The sequence below is a fragment of the Deinococcus gobiensis I-0 genome, from assembly GCF_000252445.1.
GTDB lineage: Bacteria > Deinococcota > Deinococci > Deinococcales > Deinococcaceae > Deinococcus > Deinococcus gobiensis.
In genome coordinates this window covers 1,466,393-1,485,362 of the sequence record NC_017790.1, presented here as the reverse complement: position 1 = coordinate 1,485,362, position 18,970 = coordinate 1,466,393, and the positions used below count along the sequence as shown (strand labels likewise).

Annotated in this window: 20 protein-coding genes; 6 read left to right on the top strand and 14 right to left on the bottom strand. The window is 72.0% G+C overall.

Features of this window, described 5'->3' with window-relative positions; all coding sequences use genetic code 11:
• Positions 1-35 precede the first annotated feature (35 nt).
• The 6 genes from DGO_RS06940 to DGO_RS06915 form a co-directional block, all read right to left on the bottom strand.
• Complete coding sequence (locus tag DGO_RS06940; RefSeq protein WP_043801489.1) at positions 36-458, bottom strand: PaaI family thioesterase; 423 nt, start codon at positions 456-458, stop codon at positions 36-38.
• Positions 459-495: 37 nt separating this feature from the next.
• Entirely contained in the window at positions 496-1,659 is a 1,164-nt protein-coding gene (locus DGO_RS06935) for a LysM peptidoglycan-binding domain-containing M23 family metallopeptidase (RefSeq protein WP_043801487.1), read from the bottom strand.
• A gap of 76 nt (positions 1,660-1,735) precedes the next feature.
• On the bottom strand, positions 1,736-2,185 hold the full coding sequence (dtd, locus tag DGO_RS06930) for a D-aminoacyl-tRNA deacylase (RefSeq protein WP_014684771.1): 450 nt from the start codon (positions 2,183-2,185) through the stop codon (positions 1,736-1,738).
• A 2-nt stretch (positions 2,186-2,187) separates the two neighbouring features.
• Positions 2,188-2,445, bottom strand: coding sequence for a DUF1844 domain-containing protein (locus DGO_RS06925; RefSeq protein ID WP_014684770.1), 258 nt, complete (start codon positions 2,443-2,445; stop codon positions 2,188-2,190).
• 24 nt (positions 2,446-2,469) lie between these two features.
• Positions 2,470-3,129, bottom strand: a complete 660-nt coding sequence (locus DGO_RS06920; RefSeq protein ID WP_014684769.1) for a uracil-DNA glycosylase — start codon at positions 3,127-3,129, stop codon at positions 2,470-2,472.
• Positions 3,130-3,199: 70 nt separating this feature from the next.
• Complete coding sequence (locus DGO_RS06915) at positions 3,200-3,616, bottom strand: hypothetical protein (protein ID WP_014684768.1); 417 nt, start codon at positions 3,614-3,616, stop codon at positions 3,200-3,202.
• A gap of 314 nt (positions 3,617-3,930) precedes the next feature.
• Here DGO_RS06915 and DGO_RS06910 point away from each other — a divergent pair, with 314 nt between their 5' ends.
• Positions 3,931-4,575, top strand: coding sequence for a C40 family peptidase (locus DGO_RS06910; protein WP_043801484.1), 645 nt, complete (start codon positions 3,931-3,933; stop codon positions 4,573-4,575).
• A gap of 112 nt (positions 4,576-4,687) precedes the next feature.
• On the opposite strand, the gene DGO_RS06905 is transcribed toward DGO_RS06910, so the two are convergent.
• The 6 genes from DGO_RS06905 to DGO_RS06880 all read right to left on the bottom strand — a co-directional run bounded on the left by DGO_RS06905 (position 4,688) and on the right by DGO_RS06880 (position 10,883).
• The gene (locus tag DGO_RS06905; RefSeq protein ID WP_050920707.1) at positions 4,688-6,517 is read right to left on the bottom strand and encodes an ATP-binding protein; all 1,830 of its coding nucleotides are present in this window, start codon (positions 6,515-6,517) and stop codon (positions 4,688-4,690) included.
• On the bottom strand, positions 6,514-7,551 hold the full coding sequence (locus DGO_RS06900) for a DNA double-strand break repair nuclease NurA (RefSeq protein WP_014684764.1): 1,038 nt from the start codon (positions 7,549-7,551) through the stop codon (positions 6,514-6,516). Before DGO_RS06900 ends, DGO_RS06905 begins: the two co-directional genes overlap by 4 nt.
• 84 nt (positions 7,552-7,635) lie before the next feature.
• On the bottom strand, positions 7,636-8,271 hold the full coding sequence (locus DGO_RS06895) for a Crp/Fnr family transcriptional regulator (RefSeq protein ID WP_014684763.1): 636 nt from the start codon (positions 8,269-8,271) through the stop codon (positions 7,636-7,638).
• A gap of 224 nt (positions 8,272-8,495) precedes the next feature.
• Positions 8,496-9,425 (bottom strand): histone deacetylase family protein, encoded by a 930-nt coding sequence (locus DGO_RS06890; RefSeq protein WP_014684762.1) that lies wholly within the window; start codon positions 9,423-9,425, stop codon positions 8,496-8,498.
• Between the two features lie 59 nt (positions 9,426-9,484).
• On the bottom strand, positions 9,485-9,970 hold the full coding sequence (locus DGO_RS06885; protein ID WP_043801480.1) for a hypothetical protein: 486 nt from the start codon (positions 9,968-9,970) through the stop codon (positions 9,485-9,487).
• A gap of 109 nt (positions 9,971-10,079) precedes the next feature.
• Positions 10,080-10,883, bottom strand: coding sequence for an inositol monophosphatase family protein (locus DGO_RS06880; RefSeq protein ID WP_226991485.1), 804 nt, complete (start codon positions 10,881-10,883; stop codon positions 10,080-10,082).
• Between the two features lie 120 nt (positions 10,884-11,003).
• Here DGO_RS06880 and DGO_RS06875 point away from each other — a divergent pair, with 120 nt between their 5' ends.
• Positions 11,004-11,654 carry a hypothetical protein gene (locus DGO_RS06875; protein ID WP_014684759.1) on the top strand — a complete coding sequence of 217 codons (651 nt, stop codon included), beginning with the start codon at positions 11,004-11,006 and terminating at the stop codon, positions 11,652-11,654.
• Positions 11,655-11,778: 124 nt separating this feature from the next.
• On the opposite strand, the gene DGO_RS06870 is transcribed toward DGO_RS06875, so the two are convergent.
• On the bottom strand, positions 11,779-12,627 hold the full coding sequence (locus tag DGO_RS06870; RefSeq protein ID WP_014684758.1) for an aldo/keto reductase: 849 nt from the start codon (positions 12,625-12,627) through the stop codon (positions 11,779-11,781).
• Positions 12,628-12,740: 113 nt separating this feature from the next.
• Here DGO_RS06870 and purB point away from each other — a divergent pair, with 113 nt between their 5' ends.
• Entirely contained in the window at positions 12,741-14,048 is a 1,308-nt protein-coding gene (gene purB / locus DGO_RS06865) for an adenylosuccinate lyase (protein WP_014684757.1), read from the top strand.
• A gap of 257 nt (positions 14,049-14,305) precedes the next feature.
• Here purB and DGO_RS06860 read toward each other — a convergent pair whose 3' ends face one another.
• Complete coding sequence (locus DGO_RS06860; RefSeq protein WP_014684756.1) at positions 14,306-14,635, bottom strand: cyclic-di-AMP receptor; 330 nt, start codon at positions 14,633-14,635, stop codon at positions 14,306-14,308.
• Positions 14,636-14,692: 57 nt separating this feature from the next.
• Here DGO_RS06860 and DGO_RS06855 point away from each other — a divergent pair, with 57 nt between their 5' ends.
• From DGO_RS06855 to DGO_RS06845, 3 genes are all read left to right on the top strand, one after another.
• The gene (locus DGO_RS06855; RefSeq protein WP_014684755.1) at positions 14,693-16,717 is read left to right on the top strand and encodes a beta-galactosidase; all 2,025 of its coding nucleotides are present in this window, start codon (positions 14,693-14,695) and stop codon (positions 16,715-16,717) included.
• 245 nt (positions 16,718-16,962) lie between these two features.
• A complete protein-coding gene (locus DGO_RS06850; protein ID WP_014684754.1) occupies positions 16,963-17,961 on the top strand; it encodes a LacI family DNA-binding transcriptional regulator in 999 nt (332 codons plus the stop codon).
• 82 nt (positions 17,962-18,043) lie between these two features.
• Positions 18,044-18,970, top strand: a complete 927-nt coding sequence (locus DGO_RS06845; RefSeq protein WP_014684753.1) for a carbohydrate ABC transporter permease — start codon at positions 18,044-18,046, stop codon at positions 18,968-18,970.

The following is an 18,970-nucleotide window of genomic DNA, read 5'->3' as shown; positions in this document are numbered from 1 at the left end:
TAGCGCCCAGCCCACCGCCCCGCTCCGCAGCCGGGTCACCGGGGGTACAGCACCGCCTGGGTACAACGGAACAGCGCCATCAACCGGCCACCGGGGCCGCGCACCTCGGCGTCCCAGACCTGGGTGGTGCGCCCGGTGTGGACCGGGCGGGCCTCGCAGGTCACGATGCCTTCACGCGCGGTGCCGAGGTGGTTGCTCTTGAGCTCAATGGTGGTGAAGCCCTGCGCGCCCTCCGGCAGGTTCAGGCGGGTGCCGTAGCCGCAGGTGGTGTCGGCCAGCGCGACCACCGACGCGGCGTGCAGGAACCCGTTGGGGGCCATGAGTTCAGGGCGGACCGTCAGCTCGCTGCGCAGCAGACCGGGCTCGGCGTGGGTGAAGCGGAGGCCCAGGAGGCCGGGGAGATGTCCGGCCCCGAAGGCGGTCAGGGCGTCGGGGGTGGGCAGGGGCGCGTCAGGCATGGGGCAGGGTAGCGCGCGCCCCGGCCCCCACGCCGCCTCAGCGGGGCCAGAGGCGGTTCATCCAGTCGGCGGGGTCGGTGGCCTCGCCGCGCACGCGCATCTCCAGGTGCAGGTGCGGCCCCGCGCTCAGGCCGGTCGTGCCGACCTCCCCGATCTTCTGGCCGCGCGTGACCTTGTCTCCTACACGCACGTTCAGGCGGCTCTGGTGAAAGTACAGGCTGACCAGCCCCGCCCCGTGGTCGATGACGACCAGATTGCCGCGCACGGGGTACTTGCCTGCCAGGACCACCGTGCCGTCGTTGACCGCCAGCACCGGGGTGCCGGCCGGCGCGGGGTAGTCGGTGCCGTAGTGGTAGTTGACCGGCCCGCCCGCCACGTAGGTGCGCGGCTGCCCGAAGCTGCTGCTGGTGGCGGCGCGGTTGGCCAGCGCGGGCGCGAAGGGCCGGGTCCAGACCTGGGGGCTGCGCAGCGCGTAGGCATTCTCGACGGCGCGTTCTTCGGCCGCCCGGCCCGCATCCTGCAAGACCCCGCTGATGCGGCTGGGCAGGTTGAGGTGCTGCACCGTCTGGTTCAGGGGCGACACCGGAATGCGGGCGCGCAGCACCTCGTCGCCCAGGCGCACCTCGTAGACCACCGGCGTCGTCTTGCCCAGCACCACGCGGCCCAGCACGCGGTACTCGCCCGCCGCCCCGCCGGGCCGCAGCACCTCGGCGGGGCGGCGCACGTCCTCGCCCACCTCGCTCAGAAAGCGCACGGTCGCCTCGGCGGCGCGTGGGCCGCTCAGGCGCAGCGCGAAGGCGTCGCCCATCATCAGTTTCTCGGGGGCGCTCACGCTCACGCCGCTCAGGCGCGTGCCGGCGGGCGTAGGGGCCAGCTCGGCGGCGCTCAGGCGCGGCGGCAGCGGGGCCTGGGAGACGCCCGGCGCGGTGCTGCGGGTCGAGGGTACGGTGGGGGACGTGGACGCGGGCGCCGCCGTCGCCGGAGCCGCCGTGCCCGTCGCCGGGGCGGCCTCGCCCGAAAGCCGCAGCACCTGACCGACCGAGATGGTCGTGCCGCCCAGGTTGTTCAGGCGCTGCAACTCCGCGACCGTCACGCCGTTGGCGCGGGCAATCGAGTAGAGCGTGTCGCCGGTCTTGACGGTATAGGCCCCCGCCGTACCGGTCAGGAGGGCGGCAGCGAGCAGCAGCGTGCGGCGATTCATGGCGCACAAGATAAGCGTGCGCGGTGAGAAAGCCGGCGATGTCATAAGAAAGGCGGGGGGACGCCGCCCCGCACGCTCAGGCTTCCCCGGCCTCCTCCAGCGTGATGGTGACCGGGCCGTCGTTCGTCAGGTCGAGAACCATATGGGCCCCGAACACGCCTTCGCCCACCGGCAGCCCCAGGTCGCGCAGCGCCGCGTTGAACTCGGCGTACAGGGTCCGGGCCTGATCGGGCGGGGCCGCCCCCGTGAAACTCGGGCGGTTGCCCCGGCGCGTGTCGGCGAACAGCGTGAACTGGCTGACGCTCAGGACGCCGCCGCCGATATCCTGCACGCTGCGGTTCATCTTGCCCGCGTCGTCGCCGAAGATCCGCAGCCGGGCGACGCGTCCGGCCAGCGCCCGCGCGGTCCCGGCCGTGTCGCCGGGCGCGACCCCCAGCAGCACCAGCAGGCCGGGGCCGGTCTCGCCGGTCACGCGGCCCTCGACGGTGCAGGTGGCGCGCGTGACGCGCTGCACGACGGCGCGCATCCTCAGTTGTCCAGGCGGGCGCGCAGGCTGCCGATGGCTCCGGTCAGCAGGTCGGCCTCGGTGAAGTCCAGGTTGCCGCGCGTCTTCTCGGCCAGCATGGTGAGCAGTTTCAGGCTGCGCTCGGCGGTCTGGCGGGCGCGGTCGTCCGCGAGCAGGCCGTCGCGCGCGGCGCTGGAGGTCGCGGCGTTCAGGTCGCCCAGGGCCGCCTCGGCGGTGGCCTGGAGCATGTGCACGAGTCCGACAAATTCAGGGTTGGCCATGCGCGGCAGGATACCGTCCCGCCTTCAGAACAGCGGCGGCGGGGCGGGCGCAGCCGCCGGGCGGGCCTCGCGCTCGCCGCGCCAGACGCCCGCCGCCTCGGCGAGGTCGCGGGCCAGCAGGTCCCAGGCTCCGCCGGGCGACCGGGCCTCGTCCCGCGCGGCGGTGGCCGGATGCAGCAGCGGCAGCAGCGGCGCGCCCCCGTATGCCGGCGCGGCGCACTGCCAGCGGCCCCGCAGCCGGGTGATGCCCGTATCGGCGGGGCCGGTGCCCAGCAGGTGCCGGGTGGCCGCGTTGCCCAGCGTCAGGACCATGCCGGGGCGCAACGCGGCGATCTGGGGCCGCAGCCAGCGCTCGGTGCAGGCCTGGACCTCGGCCGCCGAGGGCGGGCGGTGCGCGGGCGGGCGGCACTTGACCAGCGTGGTCAGGAACAGGGGTGCCCGGTCCAGCCCGGCCCCGGCCAGCAGCGTGCGCAGACCCTCGCCCGCAGGGCCCGCGAAGGGGCGGCCCTGGCGGTCCTCCTCGGGTCCCGGCGCGTCCCCGAGGAGCAGCAGGCCACCGGGCCGGGCCTGCGGCTGGCCCACCCAGTCCCCGGGCACGGGGGCCGCGCAGCCCGGGCGCAGCGTGCAGGCCACACAGGCCCGGTTGGCCTCCAGCAGGTCGGGCAGGGACGTGTCCCCGGTCATGCGGCCTGCCTGAAGCGCCGCGCCGCCTTCCGGTGGGGTGGCGGCGCGGCGCAGAGACCGCGGAACGGACTCAGGGGACGGGCTGGCCGGGGGCCGCCGCGTCGGCGGGGCGCTCGGGGGCCGGCGCACTCAGCTTGGGGCGGCGGCTGCGGGCCTCGCGCCGGGCCTTGGGGTCCAGCCCCACCAGCAGGAAGAAGTTCTCCAGCGCGTTCTCCTGCCCTTTGATCTCGGGGTGTTCGTGCTCGGCGGTCCCGGTCACGAAGGGCAGCGCCTGATACAGCGTCAGGGCGTGCGCGATCACCTCGGCCGGCGCGTGGCCCTCGGCGTAGCTGCCCAGGGCGACGTAGATGCCGCGCCGGCTCTCGGCGTGTTGCAAGAAGGCGTCCGGATGCGGCGTCTCGGGGGCACGCAGCATGTCCTGGCGCGCGATGCGGCGGTAGTGCTTGAGGCCTTGCAGGAGCTGCTCGGTGGTCATGGGTTCCTTCATTCGTCCTCCACGGCTGGCGCGGCCCCGCCGTTCGTGGGCCAGTATAGGCACCCCCACCCGCCCGACCCCCTTCCCGGCCGTGAGAACCATGAGAAAGAGAAGTTTTAGGCATCGCGGAAAAGTGCGCCTGGCAGCACACTGCCCTCCGCAGATCAGAAATGAGTCAATTCCTGAGAACACTGAGGTATTTGCCGTATTCATCGGGATATTCAGAAAGATGAGGTCGCATAAAGGCCGTATAGGCGCATAAAATCCCCGGATTTGCCTGTCTATGAAGGGCAAATAAATAAAGCTGGGGTAAACTTCCCCTGTCGATGAAAGCCACCCGCACCCTTGCCCTGACCTTCGCCGTGCTGCTGCCGAGCGCGTCCGCCGCCACCTATACCGTCAAGGCGGGTGACACGCTGACCACCGTCGCCCAGGCGACGAAGATGGAGCCGGACGCCCTGATGCGCCTCAACGGCCTGCAAAGCCCCACCCTGCAACTCGGTCAGGTGCTGCGGACCTCGGCCTCGACCTTCGCCAAGCCGGTCGTGGCCCCCATCGCCGCCAAGCCGGCCACGGCGGCGGCCCCCGTCGCCTCGCGCGGCGGCGCGTTCGTCAACACGGCGGCCAGCCGTTACCTGGGCATCCGCTACGTGCTGGGCGGCACGGGCGGCGGCGGCCTGGACTGCAGCGGCTTTACGATGCGCGTGTTCCAGCAGCTCGGCATCAGCCTGCCGCGCACGGCCGCGCAGCAGTGGGGCCGTGGCTTCGCGGTCAACCGCCGCGACCTGCGCGCCGGCGACCTGGTGTTCTTCAACACGACCGGCCGCATGGCCAGCCACGTGGGCATCTACCTGGGCAACGGCAGCATGGCCAACGCCAACAGCTTCAAGGGCCGCACCGTCATCGAGCCGCTGTTCTCCAACCCCTACTGGGCCAGCCGCTACATCGGCGCCCGCCGCGTCCTGACCTGAGTTTTCCCCTCCACTTTCACCGACCGGCCACCCCCGTCAGCATGTCTGGCGGGGGCGCTGCTTTGGCCGTTCCGGGGGGTGCGGGAGAGGCGGCGGTCTCCTGCACGTGCGCTTACCGCAGCCAGTCCTCGCCGACGTCCTCCACCTCGCGGCCGCCGAGGTCGTCCACCTCGTCCTTGCGGGTGGCCCAGGCGGGAAAGGGATAGTTGACGAGCACCGGGTTGGGCACGTCGGGCTGCGAGACGAGCATGGTGCCGGGTTGCAGGATGCCCGCGCGGGCGCGGAAGCTCTGCGGCAAAAAGCGGTACTCGGGGCGCTCGGCCTCCGCGAGGTCCAGGCGGCCCACCACGCGAATGGCGGCGTTCGAGACGATGCGGCGCTCGACCTCGCTGGCGGTCTGCTGCGCGCCGATGAGGATGATGCCCAGCGAGCGGCCACGCTCGGCGATGTCCAGCAGCACGTCCTTGATGGGGCTGTCGCCGTCGCGCGGGGCGTACTTGTTCAGCTCGTCGAGGACCACGAACACCGTGTCCTGACGGCCCACCCGTTCCTTGTACTCGAACAGGTCGCGCAGCAGCACCCCCACGATGAACATCTGCGCGGTGGCCGACAGGGTGTGGATGTCCACGACGGTCGTCTGCACGCCCGCCTTGAGCGGGTCGGGGCGAAAGCGCGCGGCCTGCTCGGCGCTCACGTCGCCGCGCACGAGGGGCGTCAGGTGCTTCTGCACGCCCCGCAGGCGGCGGATGAAGGCCTGGAGGGTGGCGGGCGACTGCTTGCCCACCCACTTGCGGTCGCCCTCGCCGTCGTTGGCGTCCAGCAGCTTGTATTCCAGGTAGGCCACGAGCTGCGCGAAGGTCCCGATCCGGACGCTGCCCATCTCGTCGAAGCGCATGTCCTCGTCGAGCACCTGCTCGGTGTCGGGCTGCCAGTCGTCCACCGTCAGGTACGGCGTGTCGGCCCCCTGCGCCATGCGGTACAGCCGCTCCTCAATGGACCCGATCACGAAGCCCAGGTTCACGCTGGCGTCCCGGTCCACGAAGACGTAGGGCAGCATGCGCCGCGCGCAGAATTCCCGCAGCGAGTACAGGAAGGGCGTGACGCCCGCCGCGCGCTGCTCGACGTGTGGCACGATGGCCGCGCCCGAGTGGCCGGGGCGGGGCGGCGCCAGGAACTGCACGTCCCGGAAGGCCTCGACCGGCAGCTCCATGAGGGCGTAGCGGTGATCGGGCAGCCCCTTCTGCGCCTGCGCCTCGGCCTCGCGGGCGGTCACCTCGCGGTTGCGCTGGTCGAGGAACAGCAGGTCCTCGCCCTTGACGTTGAAGATCAGTGCCCGGCCCGCCGCCGCGCCCACACCCATCACGCCGCTGCGGAAAATCGAGTGCAGCAGGAACAGGGCGTAACTCGTCTTGGTGGCGACCCCGGAAATTCCGCTGATATTGATGTGCCCGCCGTTCTCGCCGTTCACGAAGCGGTAGTTGATGGGCAGCACCTGCCCGTCGGCCAGCAGCCCGCCGGGAAAGGCCTTGTCGCCCATCTTGTCGGCGCTCAGGGCCATGCGCAGATCGTGGCCGCGCGCGTGGCGCACCGCGTCGCCGGGCTGCGGCGGAATGAAGTTCTCGGGCTGCACGCGCGTGACCAGCACCCGCGCCGCGTAGCTCACGCTGGCCGGCAGCAGCCCCGCCGCCACGTCCTGCACGTCGCTGTCGAAGGTCACGCCCTCGTGCCGGGTGCGGACGTGGTCCACGATGCCGTAGAAGTTCACGGCCGACCCGTCGGGCTTGCGGGTCTCCACCGCCACGAGGTCGTCGAGCTGCACGCTCGCGCCGGGCAGCACGGCGAACCAGAAGCTCACGGGGGTCACGTCCTGCGTGCCCAGCACCATGCCGACCTGCACGCCCGCCGGACTGCCGGAGGCCGGGCCGAATTTGAGGGTGGTCATGCGACCGCCTGTGGGTGCAGCGAGGCGATATGCGCCCGGATGCGCCGGGTCACGAGGTCCGCGCTGCCCATCGAGCGGCCCATCGCCTGCTCCAGCGCCGCCGTGGGAATGAGGTTCTGCGGCGCGCGCGGGTCCTTGTGGGCGCGGCTGCCCAGACGGGTCAGGAGCGTGCCGCTGAGGTTCGCCACCTGACGCACGATGGGCGGCAGGAAGCTCGGGTCGTCCGGCGCGAACATCTCCAGGCGCATGACGCCCGCCATCGGGTGCTGGTAGAAGGCCGCCTCGCACAGCCGCACGTACCAGATCAGGCGCGTGAACTGCCCGTTGCGGTAGGTCATGCGCATGACGGGTGTACGCTCGCCGGGACGCAGGTCGGCCAGCAGCGCCGCGCGGTCGGGCGGCAGGTACATGGTCTCCATGGTCTTGACGCAGCCGACCACCGCGCCGTTCAGGTTCTGCCCGCGCAGCGTGCCGTCCTGCACCGTCAGGGCGCTCAGCCACTCGCGGTCGTCCTGTTCGTCGGCCGGCACGCGGGAGGCCAGGTCGTGCGAGAGCCGCTGCTCGGCGGCCAGCATCTGCCCCTGCAACAGGTTCAGGGCGGCCAGGGCGTCCGTGCCCTGCATGGCGACCGGGGTGTACTCCAGCAGCCCGGTGTGCGGGTTGCGGGGCGACAGGGTCATGGGGTCCAGACGCAGGTCCGGCGCGTGCGCCAGCAGCCGCGCGGCCTTCACCTGCCGCAGCTCGGCCTGCCGGGAGCCGTGCGGGCAGAGTTCCACGGCCCCGACCACGAAGGCCCCGAAGCCGCCCAGGCCACTGTGCCCGAGGTCGTCCTCGATGAAGAGGCGGGATTCCATGCGGCGTTTGCCGTCCACGACGAAGACCTGCCGCAGCCGTTCCGGGATGGGCCGGGCGGGCAGCGCCGCCCAGCGCTCCGTTTCGAGGTCTTCGAGGGTGCCGTCGAAGGTCTGAAGACCGAGTTGCCCCCCGTTCGTGTCTACCGGCCAGGGGTCGAGGCGAATACGCATAGCGGGCATTCTACGCCCGGTGCAGAAAACCGCACAGAAAAACGCGCGGCCGGGAGGCCCGGCGCCGCGCGTGTCAAGGCGGTGGAGGTCGGCTCAGCCGTGGTAGCCGCTGAGCTGGCGCAGCTGCACTTCGTCGGTCAGGGTCAGGCAACGGTAGGCCGGGGTCAGGAGGCCGTCGTCGCGCATTTCACCGATGAGCTTGCTCACGCTTTCGCGCGTGGCCCCGGTGCCCTCGGCGATCAGTTCGTGGGTGGCCCGCACGAAGCGCACGCCGTCGGCGTGGCGGCCACCCAGGCTGCTGTCGGCCAGGCTCAGCAGGTAGCGGGCGATGCGCTCGCGCAGGTCGCCGTCCTGGATGTGTACGCCGTCGTTCATGACGCGCTGGAGCTGGGTGCTCAGGCTGCGCGTCACCTCCCACAGTTCGGCGGTGCTGAGCTGCTCGACGTGAATAGCCGTGACCACCGCGTCGGTCAGGGCGACCATCTGGTGCGAGCGGGGCTGGCCGTGCAGGATCTCCTCACCGAAGATGTCGCCGGGGTGGATGTGGCGCACCGTCAGGTTACGGCCCTGGGGCGTGAGGCGCACGGCCCGCAGCAGCCCCGAGTCGAGGCGGTACAGGGAGGGCGCCTGGTCGCCGGCGTAGTAGAGCGTATCGCCCCGGCGCAGGGGGCGGCCCTGGGCGGGTTCGAAGCGGCCGGGAGCGGTGGCGGGACGGGTATAGAAGGACATGGACAACTCCTGTCCGGCGCATAACGCGGGCCAGTTCGCGGAGGGAAGGGTCGGGGCCGGCTTCCGTCAGACGGCGACACCGCGCGGAGGACACCTGTTCACACTCCAGTCAGCATAGGTGGCCGGCGATTCATTGAGGATGTGAACGTCCCCTTCCTCAACGAACGGGAAACGTAGGATGAAGCGCCGCTCCGGCCCCGGCGGAGTGCCCGGCCCGCCGCCGACTACGCGAAGACCTCCAGGCCCGCGAAGACCACGCTGGCGTGCGCAGCCACCGTGAGCGCATGGTCACGGTTGTAGCCGCCCGCCATCATGGTCACGACCGGCACGCCGCGCGCCCGCGCCCAGACCAGCACCTCGCGGTTGCGCTCGTAGACCCCCTCCAGACTCAGGGCGAAACGGCCGAAGCGGTCGCCCGCCAGCACGTCGGCCCCTGCGAGGTACAGCAGCAGGTCGGGCCGGAAGGCGTCGAGGGCGGGCAGCGCCTCGGCGCGCAGCACGCGCATGTACTCGGTATCGTCTATCCCGTCGCCCAGACCCAGGTCCAGCGAACTGCGCTCCTTGCGGAAGGGGTAGTTGCGCTCGCCGTGGACGCTCAGGGTAAAGGCCGTGCCCGCCGCCATCTCGGGGGCCAGCAACGCCGCCGTGCCGTTGCCCTGGTGAACGTCGAGGTCCAGCACGGCGACCCGGCGCGCAACGCCCTCCTCCAGCGCGATGCGGGTCAGGAGCGCCGCGTCGTTGAGCAGGCAGAAGCCCTCGGCGCGGTCGGCGAAAGCGTGGTGGGTCCCCCCCGCGAGGTTGGCCCCCCAGCCCACGCGCCGGGCGTCGTGCAGCGCGGCCAGCGACCCGCCCGCCGCCCGGCGCGCCCGCTCGACCACCCCCGGCGACCAGGGCAGGCCGAAGGCGCGCTGCTCGTGCCGGTCCACCTCGCCCCGGCGCCAGCGCCGCAGCCACAGCGGATCGTGGACCCGCGCGGCGTCGGCCCAGGTCAGGGCCGGGGTCTCCAGGACCGGCAGGGCGGGCCGCAGCAGGTCGCGCACCCCCGCGTACTTGTAGTAAGGAAAGCGGTGGCCCTCGGGCAGCGGAAAGCCGTAGCTGGCCGGCGTGTAGGCCCGGAAGGGATGGGCGAAGGCGGCGGGGTCGGGGGCGGTCATCGCCCCCCAGTCTGCGCGCCATGCCCGCCGCTCAGGGCGTGCGGGAACACGCTTGAGCTTCAGGCCCGCAGCGCCCTGGGACCGGGACCGGGCAGCGCCGCCACGTGCTGCACGGTCCAGCGGCCGCCGGGTACCGTACGGGCCTGGGGCTGGTGCGCGGCGTCCAGGCACAGCAGCCGGAACCGCCACAGTTCGGCGCGCGTGCCGGCGCCGTCCGGGCCGTCTTCCAGAAACAGCCAGGCGGTGACCACGGTGACGGCGGCGTCGGTGTCGCGCGCGGTCCGCAGGTCGTAGGCGACGGGGCGGCCCGGAAACTGGGCGCGCACGTCGGCCAGCCGCTGCCGGCGCCGCGCGTGCAGCGGCCGGCGCAGTCGCCGCGCCATCCCCGCGTGGTCGTCCGCCGCCCAGAGCGCCAGCAACTGCCGCAAGAAGGCCAGCGGCCCGGCCGACCCGGACCCTGCGCGGGCCACCGGGGTCCGGCCGGGGGCGGCGACCGGCCGCGCGCCGGGCAGGGGGGTAGGAGGAACGGTGGGGGGCTGGGTCATGGGGTCTCCTCGGCCCTCAGCCTCGCACCCGGAGCCCCCCCGCGCCAAGCGCCGCCTGACGGAGGGCCGGATGCGCAGATGGCGTAGTGGGGGCCAGTCCGGACGCCGGCTATTCCCCGTCGCGCAGCAGGTCCAGCAGTTCGGCGTGCAGGGCGCCGTTGGTCGCCACGATCATGGGGCCGTAGGGGGTGGTCAGGCCGGCCTGATCGCTGACGCGGCCCCCCGCCTCCTCCAGGATCAGGCTGCCGGCGGCCACGTCCCAGGGCTGCACGCCCAGTTCCCAGTAGCCGTCCATGCGCCCGCAGGCGACATTGCACAGGTCCAGCGCCGCCGCGCCGGGCCGCCGAAGGGGCACGCCCAGCCGCAGCACGCGCGCCACGTAGGCCAGGTTGCGCTCGCCGCTCGTGTCGTAGGGAAAACCGGTGGCGAGCAGGGCGGGGGTGTCGAGCGTGGGCACGCCGCTGACCCGCAGCGGCTCGCCGTTGAGGAAGGCCCCGCCTCCGCGCGTTGCCGTGAACAGTTCGCCGCGCGTGGGGTCGTACACCGCGCCGACCACCCGCTCGCCGTCCTGCTCCAGCGCGACCGAGGCGCAGAAGACCGGGTAGCCGTGCGCGTAGTTCACGGTGCCGTCGAGGGGGTCCACGACCCAGCGGTAGCGGCCCGGCTCGCCCTGCGCGCCCTCCTCCTCGCCCAGCACGGCGTGGTCCGGAAAGTCGGCGGCGATCTCGGCGCGGATGACGCGCTCGGCCTCGCCGTCCACCTCGGTCACGAGGTCCGCGAAGCTGCTCTTGGCCCGCACGCCCCCGACCCGCCCCAGGTGCGCGAGGTGCACGGCCCCCGCCGCCCGGGCCGCGCGCACGGCGACCTCCAGCCAGTGGGTCATCTGTTCGGGCGGGGTCGCGTGGTGGGTCATGTGCCCGGAGTGTAGTGCGGGCATAGTCAGGCGGGTGTCGGCAGGGCGGCGGGCCACCGGACGCCGACACTGTGAGCCCCACCGGCCGGCCTGGGTGCGGGGCATGGCACAGTGGCGGGGATGCCGCGCCTCTTCTGGCTCCTGCCCCTGTGCGCCCTGGTCCTGAGCGCCTGCGCGCCCGTGACCGGACCGGCGACGCTGCGTTTTGCCCCCGGCGCAGCGGACACGGCCGCTCCCGACCCTGCGCGGCTGCTGGTCACGCAGGCCGTTCCCCCGGCCCTGCTGCTGAGCGTGCCCGAGGCGGTGCGCCGCGCGCCGGACGGCAGCCTGATCGTGGTGTGCGGCGCCCGCGCGCAGCCCTGGGGCGTGTGTACCCACGTGGCGCGCAAGCTGTCGCCGGGGCGCATCAGCGACTCGCCGGGCCTCTTCTCGGGCGGGGTCCAGAACCGGCCCGAGACGACGCTGTACGGCCGGGGCGCCGTGATCGTGCTCGATGTCGGGGTCACGCCCGAGCGCCTGCCCCGCCTGCGGGCCGAGGCCGAGCGCCTGAACGGCGCGCCCTACCTCCTCGCGGGCGAGACGGCGGCGGGCCTGGACTGCACGACCTACCAGAACCTCCTGCAACGCGCCGCCGGGCTGCCGGACGTGGCCGCCCGCAACCCGGTATGGCGGCTGTGGCTGCCGCAGGACATCCTGACGGGGCCGGCCGTGCAGGCGGGGGGCCGGGTCCTGTGGGTGGGCCAGGGACCGGACGCCGGCCCGCGCCCCTGAGACGGGATGGCGGCGATTGCACTCGCCTCTTGGGCAGAACGGACTCGCTTGAGCAAGCCTGCCTACTCCACCCGAATGATTCCAGCACTGCACCGGAATCGTTCGGAGGTCGGATGAGTCGCCCCTACAGCATCTCCAGGGCCTGTGGCCGCCGGGGGGGCGGAAAGGCCGCGTCGAGGTCGCGCAGGTCCTGTTCGGTCAGCCGCAGGTCCAGCGCCGCTCGGTTCTCGCGGACGTGGGCCGCCCGCCCCGACTTGGGAATGGCGATCACACCCGGCTGGCGCAGCACCCAGGCCAGGGCCACCTGGAGTTCCGGGACGCCGTGGCGGGCCGCGACCGCCCGCAACGCCGCGTCGCCCAGCAGTCTCCCCTGCTCGACCGGCGAGTAGGCCATGACCGGCAACCCGCGCGCCTGCGCTTCGGGCAGCAGGTCGAACTCGATGCCCCGGCGCGTGAGGTTGTAGAGCACCTGGTTGGCCGCGACATGCTCGCCCCCCGGCACCCCAGCCAGTTCGCGCAGGTCGCCGGGGTCAAAATTGCTCACGCCCCAGGCACGGATATCGCCCGACTGGCGCAGGCCCTCCAGCGCCTGCACCGTTTCGGCCAGGGGCACCCGCCCGCGCCAGTGCAGCAGGTACAGGTCGAGCCGGTCGGTGCCCAGGCGGCGCAGGCTGGCGTGGCAGGCGTCCACCGTGCCCCGGCGCGTGGCGTGTCCAGGCAGCACCTTGCTCACCAGGAACACCTCGTCGCGGCGGCCCCGGATGGCCTCGCCCACCAGCTCCTCGGAGTTACCGTCGCCGTACATCTCGGCGGTGTCCAGCAGGGTCAGGCCCAGGTCGAGGCCGGTCTGGAGGGCACGCACCTCGTCGGCGCGGCGGCGCGGGTCGTCGCCCATGTTCCAGGTGCCCTGGCCCAGCGCGGGCACGCGGGCGCCTCCGGGCAGGGCGACGGTCGGAATCGGATCGGAAGTCATGCCGGCAGTGTGGCGGCGGCGGGGTACGGCGCGGGCCAGAGGGGGGTGAAGACGGCTTGGGGCGAGACATGTCCCGGCTGGGGGAGGCCCCAGCTGGGATAGGCTCTGGGGCGATGATCGACCGCTACCTGACCCCCGAGATGAAGTCGCTGTGGAGCGAGGCCAGCAAGTACCGCGCCTGGCTGAAGGTGGAACTCGCCGCCATGGACGCCCAGGCCAACCACGGCGAGGTGCCCCGCGAGGCCCATACCGTCCTTGTGCAGAAGAGCGAGGCCGACCCGCTGGACGACGCCTTCGCCCTCAAGGTGGCCGAGATCGAGGCGGTGACGCGGCACGACATCGTGGCCTTCACGCGCGCGCTGACCGACCGCTACGGCGACGAGGCGCGCTTCATCCACCACGGCCTGACGAGCACCGATGTCGTGGACACCGCCCAGAACCTGCTGCTCGACGAGGCGCTGGGCCTCATCGTGGCCGACGTGGAGACGCTGCGCGAGGTGTGCCGCACCCAGGCCGTGGCCTACAAGCACACGCCGACGGTGGGCCGCACCCACGGCATCCACGCCGAGCCGATGACCTTCGGCCTGAAGTTCCTGAACTGGATGACCGCCCTGGACCGCGACCTGGAGCGCCTGCACGCCGCCCGGCGCCGCGTGCAGGTCGTCATGCTCTCGGGGTCGGTGGGCACCTACGCGCACGTCTCGCCGCGCGTGGAGGAGGAAGTCGCCGGACGCTGGGGCTGGCAGGCCGCGCCCGTGACCAACCAGACGCTGGCCCGCGACCGCCACGCCGAGGTGCTCTCGGCCCTGGCGATCCTGGGGACCACGCTGGAAAAGATCGCCGTGGAAATTCGCCACCTGCAACGCAGCGAGGTGCGCGAGGCGATGGAGCCCTTCGGCAAGGGCCAGACCGGCAGCTCGTCCATGCCGCACAAGAAAAACCCGATCCTGACCGAGAACGTCACCGGCTTCGCGCGGCTGCTGCGCGGCCACCTGACGACCGGCCTGGAGAACGTGGCCCTGTGGCACGAGCGCGACATCAGCCATTCGAGCGCCGAGCGCATCATCCTGCCCGACGCCACCGCCGCCGCGAGCTACGCGACCCGCCGCCTGACCGGCGTGCTGCGCGACCTCGTGGTGTTCCCCGAGCGGATGCTGCGCAACCTCAACGACCTGGGCGGGCTGGTGTTCTCGCAGCGGGTACTGCACGCCCTGATCGACGAGAAGGGCATGAGCCGCGAGGCCGCCTACGGGCTGGTGCAGCGCCATGCCCTCCAGAGCTGGGAGACCGGCGAGGGCCTGCGCGACCTCCTGAAGGCCGACCCCGAGAACCCGCTGGGCGACGCCGAACTGGACGCCGCCTTCGATCTGGCGTGGTACCTGCGCCATGTGGACGACATCTACGCCCGCTTCGGGTTGTAAGGATCCGGTCCCTTCCCGCCCGGCGGCGTGAGGTCACCGGGCGGGCTTCGTAGGGTTCGGTGTGCTCCGGATTCCGTCTGTGGCGTTGACCCACCGGGAAGGGGCTCCCCTGACCCTATGTGCCCCCAGGGTCAGGGGAACCCTTCGTCCCACTTGTCGGCGTTGCCGCACCCGCTCCCGGCTCCACGTCCGGAATTTGCCCGACTCCTGCCCGCCCCGCTCAAATCACATCCTGGGCGACTCGACCGGAGTCCGTCTCAGACCTTCACGAACTCCTGCACGCCCATCACGAACATGACCGCGCCGCCCACCGGCACCTCGACGGGGTCGCCCATCAGGCTCTCGTTCTGCTCACCCATCGGCACGTTCGGGGACACCAGGCGGGTGCGGGCGCGGCAGGTGCGCTGCACGTGGCGCTTGAGTTCGGGGAGGCGGTCGTCGTCCACCCCGATCATGAGGGTGGTGTTGCCCTCGCGCAGAAAGCCGCCGGTGCTGGCGAGCTTGGTGACCTCGAAGGCGTGTTCCGACAGGGTCCGCACGAGGGCGGTCGCGTCGGCGTCCTGAATCACGGCGAGAACCAGCTTCATAAGATTCAGGATAGCAGGGGCCTGTGCGGGCCGCCCGCGCGTGCTGAAATGCGGGCCATGACCCTCCCCCCTGACGCGCCCGGCCCCTCCGTCCCCCACCTCCTGCTGGGGGTGTGCGACTACCCCGAACAGGTGCCCCAGGACCGCTGGGCTCCGTATGCCCGCCAGCAGCGCGAGCTGGGCCTGAGCTTCGTGCGGATCGCCGAGTTCGCCTGGAGCCGCATGGAACCGCACCCCGGCGAGTACGACTGGGCCTGGCTCGACGAGGCCGTCGAGACGTACGCGGCCCAGGGCCTGCGCGTGGTGCTGTGCACGCCGACCGCCACCCCGCCCGCGTGGCTGGTGCGCGCCCACCCCGAAATTCTGCCCGTAGACGACCAGGGCCGCGTGCGCGAGTTCGGGTCGCGGCGGCACTACGATTTCGCGTCGCCGGTCTACCGCGAGCACTCGCGGCGCATCACGCGCGCCATCGCCGAGCGCTACGGCGGGCACCCGGCCGTCGTGGGCTGGCAGACCGACAACGAGTTCGGCTGCCACGCCACGAGCCGCAGCTACGGCGGCGCGAGCGCGGCGGCCTTTCCCGGCTGGCTGGAAAAGCGCTACGGCTCCCTGGAGGCCCTGAATGCGGCCTGGGGCAACGCCTTCTGGAGCATGGAGTACGCGGCCTGGGACCAGCTCGCGCCGCCCATCCTGACCGTCACCGAGGCCAACCCGGCGCACGCGCTCGACTACGCCCGCTTCTGCTCGGCCATGATCGCCGAGTTCCAGGCCGAGCAGGTCGCCATCCTGCGCGAGTGCTCGCCGGGGCGTTTCGTCACGCACAACTTCATGATCTTCGAGTCGGGCTTCGACCACTACGAGGTCAGCCGGGGGCTGGATTTCGCCACCTGGGACAACTACCCGCTCGGGATGCTGGAATTCTTCGCGCCGCCCGGCTACGAGGCCCAGAAGCTGGAGTATGCGCGCACCGGGCACCCCGACCTCGTGGCCTTCAACCACGACCTGTACCGGGGGCTGCTCGCGGGCGTGCCCGGCCGCCTGGGACGGGGCGGCCCCGGCACCCCCACCGGCCCCTGGGTGATGGAACAGCAGTGCGGGCAGGTGAACTGGGCGCCCTACAACCCGCTGCCCGCAGACGGCGCGGTGGCGCTGTGGACCGCCCAGGCGTGGGCGCACGGCAACGACGTGGTGAGCTACTTCCGCTGGCGGGCCGCCACCGCCGCCCAGGAGATCCTGCACTCGGGCCTGCTGCGCCACGACGAGACGCCCGACCGGGGGCACGCCGAGGTCGCCGCGCTGAACCTGGAGGGGTTCCCGGCCGGTGAGGTGCCCGCCCGCGTGGCCCTGCTGCACGACTACGAGAGCCTGTGGATCTACGACCTGCAACCCCACAGCGCGGGCCTGAACTACTGGGCGCAGACGCTGGCCTACTACTCGGCCCTGCGCGCCCTGGGGGCAGACGTGGACGTGCTGCACGCCGACGCCGACCTGAGCGGCTACGCGGTGGTCGTCGCGCCCGCCATCACCCTGATGACCCCGGAGCGGGCCGCGCGCTGGACGGCGGCGGTAGAGGCGGGCGCGCGGCTGGTCTGCGGGCCGCGCACGGCCTTCCGCACCGTCTCGGGCGGCACGCCGGAGGGCGGGCAGTTCGGGCCGCTCGCCGGGCTGCTGGGCGCCCGCCTGGCGCAATTCGACTCGCTGCGCCCGGGCCTCGAAACGCGCGTGGCTGGCCCCGGCGGCGAGTACGAGGCCTTCGCCTGGGCCGAGAGCTACCGCCCCGAGGCGGGCACGGCGGTCACACACCGCTACGTGGGCGGCCCGCTGGACGGTCAGGCGGCGGCCCTGTGTCGCCCCGGCGGCCAGGGCGAGGGCGTGGTGATCGGCGCGCACAGCCCGGCCCTGATCGCCGAGGTGCTGCGCGGGGTGCTGGGCCGGGCGGGCGTGGACACCACCGACCTGCCGCCAGGCCTGCGCCTGAGCCGCCGCGCCGGGCGCACCCTGCTCCAGAACTGGACCGCCGGGCCGCTGACCTGGAACGGAATACAGGTGCCTCCCGTGTCTTTCCAGGTGCGGCCCGACTGACCTGACGGCCAGCCGCCCCCGACAGGGTGCGCGGCGACGCCAGATTCGACCCGGCCGGAACGGACGCCGCAGGAGGCGGTCCGTTCCGGCTTTTCGTCCGTCGCCGGTAGCCGGAATCCTCTGCACCGGGTGCAATTTGAACGTTCTATTGACACCCGACCGGCCTTATGGTTCCATAGCTTTAACGATCAAAACAGCGGAGCCGTCAGGGCTTCACCCGCAGGACTGTCCAGGAGGTCAGGTTCATGACTCGCGCCACGCTCAAGGATGTCGCCGCCCATGCAGGCGTGTCGCATCAGACCGTTTCCAATGTGCTCAACGGCCATCCGTCCATTCGCCCCACCACCCGCGAGCGGGTCCTGTCCTCGATCAGCGCCCTGGACTACCACCCCAACCAGGCCGCCAAGGCGCTGCGCGAGGCGCGCGTCACGACGCTGTGCTTCGCCTCTTTCGAGCACGACCCCGACACCCTGAGTGACCCCTACCGCAACCTGATCCAAGCGGCGCTGACCGCCGAGGCCAACGCCCAGGGCTACAGCCTGGCGACCGCCTTCCTGGCGCACGACGAGGCCAGCCTGGACGAGCTGCGCCAGCGTTACCTCCAGCGCAGCATCGGCGGGGCCGTGATCATCGGCACGCGCCTTCAGGCCGCGCAGTGGGAACGCATGACCTCCTGGGGCATGAACGTCGTGCTGCTCGACCACTTCCTGCCGGGTACGCCGCACACGGTCAGCGCCGACTACGCGAGCGGGATGCGCGCCCTGGTCGCCCACCACGTCGCGCGCGGGCGGCGCGACCTCGCCCTCGTGCTGCCCACGCGTGACTACGGCAGCACGGCCCTGATGCGGCGCGACAGCTTCTTCGCCGCCGCGAAGGCCCACGGCGTGCGCGCCCGGCACATCGACGGCGACTGGTCCTACGCCTCGGGCGAGCGGGCGCTGCTGGAGCTGCACGCCTCGGGCGATCTGCCCGACGCGCTGCTGGGCGGCAACGACCGCATGGCGACCGGCGCGCTGAGCGCCGCGCACGGCCTGGGCCTGAGCGTGCCCGGCGACCTGGCCATCAGCGGCTTCGACGACTTCGACTTCGTGCAGTACCTGCACCCCAAACTCACCACCGTGCGCGTGCCCCACGCCGAGATGGCGCGCGAGGCCGCCCGGCTCCTCATCGCCCTGACAAGCGGCGAGGACTGCGTCACCCCGCCCCCCTACCCCGTGTCCCTGATCGTCCGGGATTCGGCCTGACACGGCGCGGGGACCTGCCCCGCCCCACTTTCGCCCCCGCCCCCCGGCGCACCAGCGGGCCGCCCGGCCACAGGAGGAAGGTATGACCACAGGCACCCCCACCAAGCCCTACAGCGCGGCGAGCACGGCCCGGCGACGAAAACTGCCGTCGCAGGCCCTGGTCGGCTACCTGTTCATCCTTCCGGCCATCGTCGGCTTCGCGGTGTTCTACCTGTACCCGGCGCTGCGCGGGTTCCAGATCAGCTTCACGAACTGGAACCTCCTGAGCGACCCGCAGGGCGTGGGCTTCCAGAACTACCGCGACGCCATGCAAGATCCCAAATTCTGGTCGGCGCTGGGCATCACCGTGAAGTACGTCCTGTGGAACATCCCGCTCCAGACGCTGCTGTCCATCCTGCTCGCCGTGGCGATGGACCGGCTGGTCAAGAGCATGTTCGTCAAGGGGCTGCTCATCGTGCCGTATCTGCTCTCCAGCGTGCTCGTCGGCATGATCTTCCTGTGGATGCTCGATCCGCTGCTGGGCATCGTCAACCAGTGGCTGGCGAATACGCCCATCGGCCGGCAGGCTTTTTTCAACGACGCCGGTCAGGCCATCCCGACCATCGCCTTCATCAACATCTGGAAGCACATGGGCTTCAACGCGCTGCTGTTCTACGCCGGCCTCCAGGCCATTCCGCGCACGGTGTACGAGGCGGCGGCCATCGACGGCTCGCGCGAGTGGAACACCTTCTGGAAGATCACGCTGCCCCTGCTACGCCCGGTCACCGTGTTCGTGCTCGTGACCTCGGTCATCGGCTCTTTCCAGATTTTCGACACGGTCGCCGTGACCACCCAGGGCGGCCCCGTGGACGCCACCAAGGTGCTCGTCTACTACATCTACCAGAACGCCTTCGCCTTTTTCAAAATGGGCTACGCCACCGCCATGAGCATGCTGCTCTTCGCCCTGCTGGTCGTGTTCACGCTGCTCCAGATGCGGCTGCTGCGCGCAGGCGAGTCGGACCTCGAATAA